Source organism: Xenorhabdus sp. NBAII XenSa04, assembly GCF_963866145.1.
GTDB classification, from domain to species: Bacteria; Pseudomonadota; Gammaproteobacteria; order Enterobacterales; family Enterobacteriaceae; genus Xenorhabdus; species Xenorhabdus indica.
Map to the genome: position 1 here is coordinate 24,259 of NZ_CAWMEB010000257.1, position 10,305 is coordinate 34,563.

The following is a 10,305-nucleotide window of genomic DNA, read 5'->3' on the forward strand; positions in this document are numbered from 1 at the left end:
TAAATAATATTTTAAAATATAGTGTAGGAGTTCGTTATGGATAATAAGTCATCTGTATTGCCATTCTCTATTTGGAGTTTGGCGATTCCGATATTTATCGATATGTTATTATCATTTTCGATATTTTTTGTTGATTCGTTATTTTTGAGTCATGTTTCAACGACGATGGCTGCGTCGGTTGGCGCTATTATTCCCATCTTTGTTATTTTTGTCCTGTTATTTATGATGATGGCTCAGGGAGCAATTAACGTAGGTGGGCAAATTATTGGTTCTGGTAAATTAGAAAAGCTTGATCTTAATTGGAGTGGCATTCTAATTATTAATGCATCCTTAGGCGGAATTGTCTTTTTAGTATTATTTTTCGGTTCTTTTCCCTTAGCTGAGGCTATAGGGTTAAAGAATAATGAAGTGCTGTTTGCCGGTGAGTATCTTAAATATATTTCTATTGCACTATGGTTTATGGCAATCAAGTTTTCACTCAGTGCTATTTGCATGGCTCAGGGAAAAACACAATATAACTTATATGCTGGAATAATTGCAAATGGGTTAAATGTTATTTTAAATTTAGTCTTTGTTATTTATTTCAAACTAGGACTGATGGGGGTTATTTTTGCCACTATTATTTCTCAGGCAGTTGTGTGCTTATATTATTTTCTGCTGGTGACGCAGAAATTACAGGCCAGATTTCCACTGAAGGCGCTATTTGCTCAGCCGGCAGCAATATTAAAACCGATCTTGGCGATTGGTGTTCCTGCCGCCGTTCAGCCGATTACCGTTGAAGCAGGCATGCTGGTATTGTCTATATTTACCATTAGCCTAGGCGAAACAGCAATGGCGTCGCGGATATTCGTGATGAATCTGCTGACTTTGACAATTTGCTGGTCTTCCGCCATGTCAATTGCTAACCAGATCATGATCTCTCATCTCTATGGAGCCAAGCAGTATGATCTCATTAAGCAACAGGTAGACCGCAATTTACGGTTAGCAATGCTGGGGAGTCTGCTTGCCATCGTGTTAATCCTACTGTGCGGTAAACCTCTATTGGGGCTGTTCACCAGTAATGTAGATATCATTAATACGGGGATGGTATTGCTCGTTTTATGTGTTGCTATTGAACCTTTTCGCAGCGCCGCTATGGTGATCTCATATAGCCTGAAAGCGACAGGAGATGCCAATTTTCCGGCTTGGGTAGCAGTAGGCAGTACATGGTGTATTGCGGTGCCTCTGGGTTATTTTTTAGGCATTAACTTATCGTTGGGCATTGCGGGATTATGGATTGGATTACTGTGTGATGAGGTGTTTAGGAGTGCAATGAATAACGCTCGTTGGCTGTCTGGGAAATGGAAGGCTTCTCACCTGAAATATTTAGAAACTGAGTAAATAAGGAATATTACATGAATATTTTACGTATTTTTTTTGGCTTATTTTTAATCTTTTTTGGTTTAAATCACCAGTTTCACTTTTTCCCTGAACCACCGTGGCCGGTTGACGCAATGAATTTTTTGTCGGCATTACGTGCAACGGGATATATGAATGAGATTATTATGCTTACCGATGTTATCGCTGGCGCTTTGTTAGTTATTAATATATTGACGCCATTAGCATTGTTATTAAGTGCCAGTATTTTGGTGCATTCATTACTCTTTCATTTTTTTCTTGCACCTGAAACGGTGTTATTTGCTGCGATAGGTGCCGGTATTAATATGGTGCTGATATATGTTCATCGCAAACGTTTTTATCCGCTGTTTATCGTTCAGTAATCTACATTTTATTAAATAAGGAATATTATTATGGCAATTGATGTTATTAATGTGACTACGCGCGCTGTGGAAAAAAGCAGTAAACGTGAATATCGTAGTAATAATCTATTACCTTTACTTTGGTATGATATGACTGCTGTTGAAAAAGAAGATGAAGAGACTAAGTCAGTAGCTGATCGCACTTTTCATCAATATTATTCAGGGTATTTAATTAATTTCTCACAAGCAGACGCATTTTTAAGTAAAAAATATTTTCGCCATGAGGTTGCAATAAAAATAGAAAAATTAGAAGAGCTTAATGAGCTATTTAAGAAGTTAAAGAAAACGCCAAATGAGAAACTAATCATTCTTAGCAAGAAGAATGAAATATTACAGTTGGCAAAGAGTAAAAATATAAAAACCTGCTTTTATATTTTTGTAAATGATAAAGCAACTTTGCATCAGGCGATTGCTTTCGGTCAGCAACATTCTTATGTACTAATTAAATTCAAAGATCCCACCAATATTCCTCTAGAGCTGGTGATTGCTGAACTACAACACACCAAGACCGTGGTAATTAAAGAAATTGATGATCATGAACACGTTGATGATGTCGTTAATTCTATGAGTACGATGGAATTTGGCGTGGAGGGAGTTCTGTTCACCCCGCTGAAGAGTAGTACTGTCGATCGTATGTTTAAACGTGTTGAGGAAGTATTTATGGGCCAGCTTACGTTGGAACCGGCAGAAATCTTTGAAACACGTCCGGTTGGCGATGGTATCCGTGGCTGCATCGACCTTTCCCTGATGTTTAATGAAGATGAGGGCATTTTAGTCGGATCAACCTCGCAAGGTGGATTTCTCTGCTGTCCGGAAGTCTTTGAGATGCCCTACATGAATAAACGGGAGTTCCGCATCAATGCAGGAGGGGTTCATAGCTACGTGTTTACCAACGGCAACCGCACGCAATACATTTCAGAGCTACGCAGCGGCGATAGCGCGATGGTTGTCGATATGAAAGGCCAGACCAAACCTATCCCTGTTGGGCGAGTGAAGTTGGAAAAACGCCCACTACGCATTATCCGTGCTCGCTTTGCCAGCGGTGAGGAGATCAGCATTTTGATGCAGGATGACTGGCACGTACGAATTTTCTCTGATCAAGGCAAGCCTCTGCATCTCACCGACCTTAAACCCGGCGTCAAGGTGAAAGCCTATAAAGCGAATTCAGGCCGCCACGTCGGGGTGCCGGTGAGTGAGTTTATCGAAGAAGTCTAAGCTCTGTATCCCACCGTAGTGAACTACGGCGGTAGATAACTAAACATTCTTATTAATGGAGAAGAATAATGTCTACGTCTCATGCTTGGGCTGGGCTGTCTCGTCACGCTCAAAACGAACAAATGAAAATGGTGGTATTTCCCTTTGCGGGAGGCAATGCCACGGCATTTCATTCTTGGCTGCGGGATTTGCCGGGGCATGATTGGCTTTCCCTCGATATTTTGCAGTTGCCGGGGCGTGCTGACAAGGCCAGCGAAGCTTTACTGACTGATTTTAATGAGATAGTTGAAGATATTTTCCCTGATCTCGTCCGGCTGGCAAGTGAAGGGCCGCTATTGATGATGGGCTACAGCATGGGGGCTTGTCTGGCTTATGAACTAACGCTGCGGTTGGAGCAACGTTGTGGGGTATCTCCGGTTGGATTGCTGCTGGCGGCGCGTAAAGCACCCGCTTTTCATTCTGTAACAGAAGGGCGGCGGCATTTTGACCAAGAACGAATGCGCCAAGAAGTCCGCCAGTTAGGGGGAACACCGGAGGCAGTACTGCGCAATCCTGAGGTTTTTGAGCACTTTTATAAGGTGTTATCTGCGGATTTTCAAGCGCTAGAAAGCTACCGACCCGCTCTTAATTCTATGGTACAGGCTCCGATCGCTGTGATAGGGGGAATCGACGATCCGGAAACGGATATCGGGCAACTCTATGCCTGGCAGCGCCATACCCACAGCTCATTTGATTTACACATGCTGAAAGGCGGACATTTTTTTATTCAAACCGAAAAACAGGCGTTGTTAAGGTTGCTTCACCATTACGCGGTCATTTTCAAAGATCGTTTTTAATAGAGGAATGAAAATCAATGTTGACCATTATGTTTCCAGGGCAGGGTTCACAATTTAAAGGTATGGGGGCAGAGTTGTTTGCTCGCTACCCTCGTCAGGTAAAGGAAGCCAGTGAAGTTGCAGGCTACGATCTGGCTGAACTGTGCAACGAAGGAGGCAAACGTTTAACGCAGACGGAGTTTGCCCAAGTTGCCCTATTTGTTGTTAACGCGTTAAGCCATCTCGAAGCTAAGGATAAAGGGATAAAAGCGGATTTTTTGCTGGGGCACTCTTTAGGCGAGTTTAATGCGCTGTTTGCTGCGGGTGTGTTTGACTTCGCCACGGGGGTTGCGGTGGTAAAAAAACGTGCTGAATTAATGGCCAGTGTTCGGGATGGTGGAACGATGGCGGCGATTTTGAATGTTGAACGCTCGGCTGTGCAGCAACTGATTGAACAGTACTCTGGTGTTTATATTGCAAATGAGAACTCACCGGAGCAAACGGTGATTTCCGGTAATAATACGGCTATGCGCGGTATTGAACAGGCAATATTACAACAGGGAACGGGTAAATACGTTCCTTTAGCCGTATCTGGCCCGTTTCATACGCCGCTGATGGCAGAAATCAGTACTGCGTTTGAGGAGTATCTCGGGCAGTTTCACTTTAACCCACCGTCAATCCCCGTGATTGCTAATGCAACCAGCCAGCCTTATAGAGCAACAAGTATAACGGAGAACTTAGTCAGACAACTGACTGAGCCTGTTCATTGGCAGTCATGCATTGAATTTGTTTACCGGCAGGGGCCCATGCTCTTTATCGAATTAGGGGCAAAAACGGTTCTATCTAAATTTATGGGCTCACTCTTTGATGCTTATTCATCACTGTCTGACGATATTTAGGAAATTTTTATGATCAATATTATCAAGCGCGCTTCTATTCCAGAAATTAACTCCATTTTTATTGCAGGGAAAGAGCACAAAATCGGCGCAGTGCAGCCTTTAGCGCATAGCGCTATTTTTCGTCATTTTAGAAAAGATAACGAACCACTTAGCATTAGTTTTACACGTCTTGAAAAGGGTGAAACACATCAGGTGCATCAGCACAGTGTAGATAGTATGGTTATCGTTATGGCTGGTAAGGCAACGCTGCTGGGGGATGCTACTGATAAGATTGAAACGGGTGATGTAGTCTGTATTCCTGCCGGGTGCTGGCACGGCTTTTGTTGCGATCTCGGCGAGCCGTTAGATGCTTTATCCGTGCAGTATGAACCGTTGGCTCTGTTTGAAAAAGAGGCTGATATTGTGTTTACTCCTCAGTTAACTCCTTATCAAGCGCTGCTAAATTTTAACGAGCAGTGGTGCGCAAAGGTGGAAAAAACACAGTTCTTTTCGCTATTTAGAGAAGGGCAGATCCAAACTGAACACCACATGACTCTCTTTAAAACCCGTCTGAGGCAGTGGTCTGAAATTTTCCAGTACATCATGTATGCGCGCCAATCTACCGTGGTGGATCCTACGTTTCGATCTTTATTTCTTGAACATTTTCAAGAAGAGTTAGGCCATGACGAATTATTACCTAAGAGCCAAGAATGGGATGCTAAAATTGATTCATATGGTAATTGGTTTGTGTTAAAAATGTTCCAGCTTGATAATGTGGAAAAATTGGCTGTCGTTCATCTGGTGCTAGAAAAGTGTGCAGATGCCTTCCATTGGTTGGCTAAGAATACTTCTGAGCAGCCTGGTGAGTATATAGAGGCACATGCAACGTTAGATCACGGGCACGCTTTGCTGGGGAGTGAACTCTATCAAGATATCACTCACCAACGCAGCATTGAATTACAGGCAATCTGCGAACAGGCGTGGCAAGTTATGCAGCTGCTCTTGGATCGAATTGCGACTTTAACACTGGAGGCAATTGAACAAGACGAGGCTGTTTCGGCGTAGTTAAAACAGTGAGGAAGAGGCGTGAGTAAGCTATATCAGGGGATGAGTCAAGAAGAGTTTGACGGTGGTTATTTTTATGCTACAGAGCTTAAGGCGTTTGCTAAAACTTTGGGCATTACCGTGGGTAATCTGAAAAAAAATGAGCTTGAATTGCACATTAAGGCACATTTATTTGGTTATTCTGGCGAGCTTCCCGTTGCCGTTCCTAATAGAAAGAATAGCGCAGCCCGTGATTTACTCACGCTGGATACCCCCGTGGTTAACTATGTTAGTGACAAAAAGACCAAATCATTTTTACTGGCCGCCGTTAAGCAACAGTTTGGCGCATTAGCGGATAAATCCGGCCAATGGTACTGGCTTAATAGCTGGCGCAAGCAATGCATTATTGATGGAAAAACAATTACTTACGGTGATTTAGTGGTCCACTTGGCTAACCTGAAAAAAACGCAGGGGAGGTTACCGCAAATCCCATCAGCCAGAATGAATAACTTTATCAGTGATTACATCTCAGACAGTGAAAACCAAGGAAGTGGTAAGAATGAAGCTCTACAGGCATGGTTTGAGCTGAAAGCGAGTCCTTTACCCAAAACGTACCAAGCTTATAAAGATGCTAAGGCTTTATTAGCAAAATAAAAGGAGATTGTTAAGATGAAAATTGTTGATTGCCCAGCTCTGTCTTTAGTAGGGGTATCTACGCGTACAAAAAATGCTCATGAAATGGATGCTGCGACAGCGAAAATTATGCCACTTTGGCAACATTTCTATCAGGATATCTATCCTAAGCGGTTGTCAGGCGATATTGTCTATGGCGTTTATTCTAACTATGAATCTGGTGCAAACGGGCTGTTTGACGTTATTGCCGGAGTAAAAGAGCATGAAAATGACAACAGTCTGGCAGATTATTCATTTAATAAGATCGAGCTGGCAGCAGGCCGATATGTCATTTTCTCTGGTTTGGCGGGTGAGGATAATCCCGTTTTCCAACTATGGCAGCAGGTATGGCAATATTTTGAACAACCCGACTGCTCACATCAGCGTAGCTGGAAGACGGACTATGAAGTCTTTCACCAAGATGGGAAGATAGAGTTATTTATAGGGGTAGAATAATTATGATGCATTTATTAGGGACTGTCCATTTCATTAGTACATGAAGGACTGTTTGCTCTGAAATGCCAGCAGTCTCTCCTTTATTACTCAACAACCACCGACTAAAGTCGGTGGTTGTTGAGTTAATTTAAACTTAAGATTGAGATAAAGAACCTATTACAATTCAGTGTCATATTGCCGTTTGATAATTTTTATCTGTTTTGGTGAAACAGATATTTAATTGAACTGAAAATATCCGGTAAAAAATAAAGAACAAGGTAAAACAAAAAGTTGACCGGGATTGATGCAATCATTAACCTATTTCTTGTTATTTCAGTGATCCCATCGCCTGCAAGGATCACCCATCGGGTGGCGAAACAAATCTATGGTCTTCCCCGTTTTTGCAACACTCATTTTGATGTATGGTTGGCTTGCTTAAATCTATCCGGCGTCTCTATGAGTATAGATGCCCGCGCCACGATGAGTTCTGCGCCTGATGAACCTTAAAAACTCCCCGGCTTCAATGAGCCATTTTGTTTCTTAGGTTATTCATCAGGCCGATTGGCCGTTCATGTCATCAATAATCAGTCTTCGCAAAACCAGATAGGTAACGTGTATTTCACTTTTTAATCATCAAGTTATTGAATCAGTCAGCCTCTATTAGGCCTGATACTCATTTTGCCGAGTAGTGATTGCCCAGGCTATTCGTGCCAGCTTATTAGCCAGTGCACAGGCAACCACATTCGAATGTTTCTTGCTCAGTTGTGCCTGAACCCACTCGGCAAGTCTCCCATGCTGATGCTCAAGCCGCATCATAAACGCCCGGGCGCATTGAACCAGCAATCGGCGCAAATTTTTGTTGCCGCGTTTGCTGATACCCAGCAGAGTCGGTTTTTCCCCTGTACTGTATTGTCGGGGAACAAGCCCCATCGAAGCAGCAAAATCCCGGCTGCATAAAAATTGTTTTCCGTCACCAAGCTGGGATGAAAGTAGGCTGGCGGTAATGGGTCCCACCCCCGGTATTGTCATCATGCGTTGAGTCGCATCGTCCGCTTTGATGGACTGTTTTAATTCTAATTCCAACGGGGTTATTTGCTCGACAAGATAAAGGTAGTGGGCATGTAATTTCATCAGCAAACGGCTCAGATAATCGGGCACGTCGTGTTCTGCCAGAACCAGAGATAACCGTTTAATGACCGCCTCGCCTTTTGGCAGACTGATACCAAACGCCAGCAAAAAGGCGTGCATTTGGTTAGTGGTCTTTACCTTATCTTTGATGAGTGATTCTCTGACACAATGCAGTGCTCTCATCGCCTGTTGCGTCTCCGTTCTCGGCTGGACAAAACGCATTGAGGGGCGTGATGCCGCTTCACATATCGCCTCCGCATCAATAAAATCATTCTTGTTACTTTTGACAAAAGGACGGACAAACTGCGGAGATATCAGCTTCGCATCATGGCCTAAATCAGCGATCCGGCGAGCCATAAAATGTGCACCCGCACAAGCTTCCATCACGACGGTAGTCGATGTACACCCCGCTAAAAATTCCATTAATTTTGGACGGGTAAATTGTTTACGCAGCATAGTCTTGCCGAATTTGTCCTGACAATGGATATGGAAAGAATGCTTGCCGAGATCGATACCAATAAGGGTGACGTTTTGCATGATGGACTCTCCAGAAAAAATACTCTATAAAGAGTATGGTTCACAAGGTGGGGAAGACCATCTCATTAACTCCTGTAGCCTGAAAGGGAGAGCATGATTGCGGTACATCTGCACACTTTTGGAAGCAGATATTGTCAGGACACTTAACCCCTCGTCTGGCAATGAAGGTCTCTTAAACTAAAAGTACACCAAAAGGTATTTTATATTGCCACCGAAGTGTATTGACCGTGGATTCATACACTGACTTTTCAAAGCAACATAACTCCTATTTTCTTTTATCTTCAATGAACAACGGGATGGCTTTTGCGCATCCGTTCATACTTTTATCTATTCCTGTTTGCACTATGCAACAGGTAATTTTTCTACCGCTAAACTATTAACTCATGACTACCGTTTGACACTGAACCTTGCGGCGTTTTGCTGTGCCTGCGGGCATTTCAACGCTTGCACGGCCTTTACTGTCCGTTCACAGAACTCAAGGCGTCACTTTTTGCGGATTTACCGCTGAAAGTGACGCCGCAGCCAAAGAACAACCGAACTCTGACAGGCTCACGCCTGCATCTCATGGAAGAGGCGCCCCCGGCCCGGCCCAAACGTCAGCCCTTGCCAGTGGCATTACCCCGTGAATCGGTTCGGTTCGAGCCGGACACGGAGAACTGTCCTGATTGTGGTTATCCCTTGCGCTTCCTGCGTGATGAAATCACCGAACGACTGGAATACCGCCCGGCGACGTTTATCGTCCGGCGCTATGTCTGTCCGCAGTACAGCTGTGCGGCCTGCCAGGGTATTCATGCCCAGGCCCAGCCCGCGCATCTTATTGAGAATGGCCGACCAGAACCGGGCTTATTGGCCCAGGTGGTGGTCGCCAAATACCGGGATCATCTGTCCCTTTACCGCCAGCAGCAAATCTATGCCCGCAAGTGGAGTGACCCTGGCGCGCAGCACGCTGTCAGACTGGGAGGGACAAGTGGCACTGGCCCTGTAACCGTTGGCCGACGCGCTGAAACAGGCCTTACTGATGTCGCCGATTCTGCATGCCGATGAAACCCCGCTGCCGGTTCTGCTGCCGGGGAAAGGACAGACACAGCGGGCTTATCTGTGGACGTATGTGAGTGGACGCGATCACGCCCCCGCCGTGGTGTACTATGAGTTGCATCCCGGCCGCAGCGGGCGTTATGCCGAGTCTTGCCTGAAAAACAGGCCCGAGGGCACACTGGTCACGGATGATTATGCCGGCTACAACGCCCTGCATGCCCGGCGCAAGTTTTTTGACTATTACCAGGCCAGCCAAAGCCCGGTGGCGAAACAGGCGCTGGACGGTATTCGGGAGCTGTATAAACTAGAGCGAAAAATCCGGCTGCGGCCCCCGGATAAACGGCGTCAGTGGCGGCAGCGTTATGCGCGCCCCTGGCTGGATGAGTTCCGGTCCTGGCTGCAAACCTGTCAGGCCAAAACCGCGCCCCACTTGGGATTACACAGGGCGATAACCTATACGCTGAAACGCTGGGCGGCGCTGGTGTGCTACCTGAATGATGGCCACGTGCCGATAGACAACAACCGGGCGGAAAATGCGATCCGGGCTGTGGCTGTGGGGCGAAAAAACTGGCTGTTTGCGGGCTCATTAGCCGCCGGGCAGCGGGCCGCCATGGTGATGAGTTTGCTGGAAACGGCCCACGCGAATGGTCATGACCCCTGGGTCTGGTTGCGTGATGTCCTCTGTCGGTTACCCACCTGGCCGAACAACCGATTGAATGAACTTCTGGGTCACGTATTCAATCCGTA

Annotated in this window: 11 protein-coding genes and 1 pseudogene; 11 read left to right on the plus strand and 1 reads right to left on the minus strand. The window is 45.2% G+C overall.

The window, feature by feature from the left end; translation table 11 throughout:
* Nucleotides 1-36 precede the first annotated feature (36 nt).
* The 9 genes from AAC147_RS09700 to AAC147_RS09740 all read left to right on the plus strand — a co-directional run bounded on the left by AAC147_RS09700 (nucleotide 37) and on the right by AAC147_RS09740 (nucleotide 7,365).
* Nucleotides 37-1,380 (plus strand): MATE family efflux transporter, encoded by a 1,344-nt coding sequence (locus AAC147_RS09700; RefSeq protein WP_047680471.1) that lies wholly within the window; start codon nucleotides 37-39, stop codon nucleotides 1,378-1,380.
* A gap of 14 nt (nucleotides 1,381-1,394) precedes the next feature.
* On the plus strand, nucleotides 1,395-1,760 hold the full coding sequence (locus AAC147_RS09705) for a hypothetical protein (protein ID WP_047680473.1): 366 nt from the start codon (nucleotides 1,395-1,397) through the stop codon (nucleotides 1,758-1,760).
* Nucleotides 1,761-1,790: 30 nt separating this feature from the next.
* The gene (locus tag AAC147_RS09710) at nucleotides 1,791-3,014 is read left to right on the plus strand and encodes a 3-dehydroquinate synthase II (protein ID WP_052189459.1); all 1,224 of its coding nucleotides are present in this window, start codon (nucleotides 1,791-1,793) and stop codon (nucleotides 3,012-3,014) included.
* Between the two features lie 68 nt (nucleotides 3,015-3,082).
* Nucleotides 3,083-3,850, plus strand: a complete 768-nt coding sequence (locus tag AAC147_RS09715; RefSeq protein WP_047680474.1) for a thioesterase II family protein — start codon at nucleotides 3,083-3,085, stop codon at nucleotides 3,848-3,850.
* A 17-nt stretch (nucleotides 3,851-3,867) separates the two neighbouring features.
* Nucleotides 3,868-4,728: an ACP S-malonyltransferase gene (fabD, locus tag AAC147_RS09720; protein WP_052189461.1), complete on the plus strand. Its 861-nt coding sequence runs from the start codon at nucleotides 3,868-3,870 to the stop codon at nucleotides 4,726-4,728.
* A 9-nt stretch (nucleotides 4,729-4,737) separates the two neighbouring features.
* The gene (locus AAC147_RS09725; protein ID WP_047680476.1) at nucleotides 4,738-5,772 is read left to right on the plus strand and encodes a cupin domain-containing protein; all 1,035 of its coding nucleotides are present in this window, start codon (nucleotides 4,738-4,740) and stop codon (nucleotides 5,770-5,772) included.
* Between the two features lie 21 nt (nucleotides 5,773-5,793).
* Nucleotides 5,794-6,405 (plus strand): hypothetical protein, encoded by a 612-nt coding sequence (locus tag AAC147_RS09730; protein ID WP_047680481.1) that lies wholly within the window; start codon nucleotides 5,794-5,796, stop codon nucleotides 6,403-6,405.
* A 15-nt stretch (nucleotides 6,406-6,420) separates the two neighbouring features.
* Nucleotides 6,421-6,879 (plus strand): GyrI-like domain-containing protein, encoded by a 459-nt coding sequence (locus tag AAC147_RS09735; RefSeq protein WP_047680486.1) that lies wholly within the window; start codon nucleotides 6,421-6,423, stop codon nucleotides 6,877-6,879.
* Nucleotides 6,880-7,149: 270 nt separating this feature from the next.
* A complete protein-coding gene (locus tag AAC147_RS09740) occupies nucleotides 7,150-7,365 on the plus strand; it encodes a hypothetical protein (protein ID WP_156115342.1) in 216 nt (71 codons plus the stop codon).
* Nucleotides 7,366-7,518: 153 nt separating this feature from the next.
* Here the strand turns inward: AAC147_RS09740 and AAC147_RS09745 are convergent, their stop codons facing one another.
* Nucleotides 7,519-8,523: an IS110 family transposase gene (locus tag AAC147_RS09745; RefSeq protein ID WP_047680490.1), complete on the minus strand. Its 1,005-nt coding sequence runs from the start codon at nucleotides 8,521-8,523 to the stop codon at nucleotides 7,519-7,521.
* A gap of 422 nt (nucleotides 8,524-8,945) precedes the next feature.
* Here AAC147_RS09745 and AAC147_RS09750 point away from each other — a divergent pair, with 422 nt between their 5' ends.
* Together AAC147_RS09750 and tnpC are read left to right on the plus strand one after the other, a co-directional pair.
* A complete protein-coding gene (locus AAC147_RS09750; RefSeq protein ID WP_197056365.1) occupies nucleotides 8,946-9,149 on the plus strand; it encodes a hypothetical protein in 204 nt (67 codons plus the stop codon).
* Nucleotides 9,073-10,305, plus strand: a pseudogene (gene tnpC, locus AAC147_RS09755) (IS66 family transposase); the annotation flags it as partial. The gene AAC147_RS09750 and the pseudogene tnpC, both read left to right, overlap by 77 nt.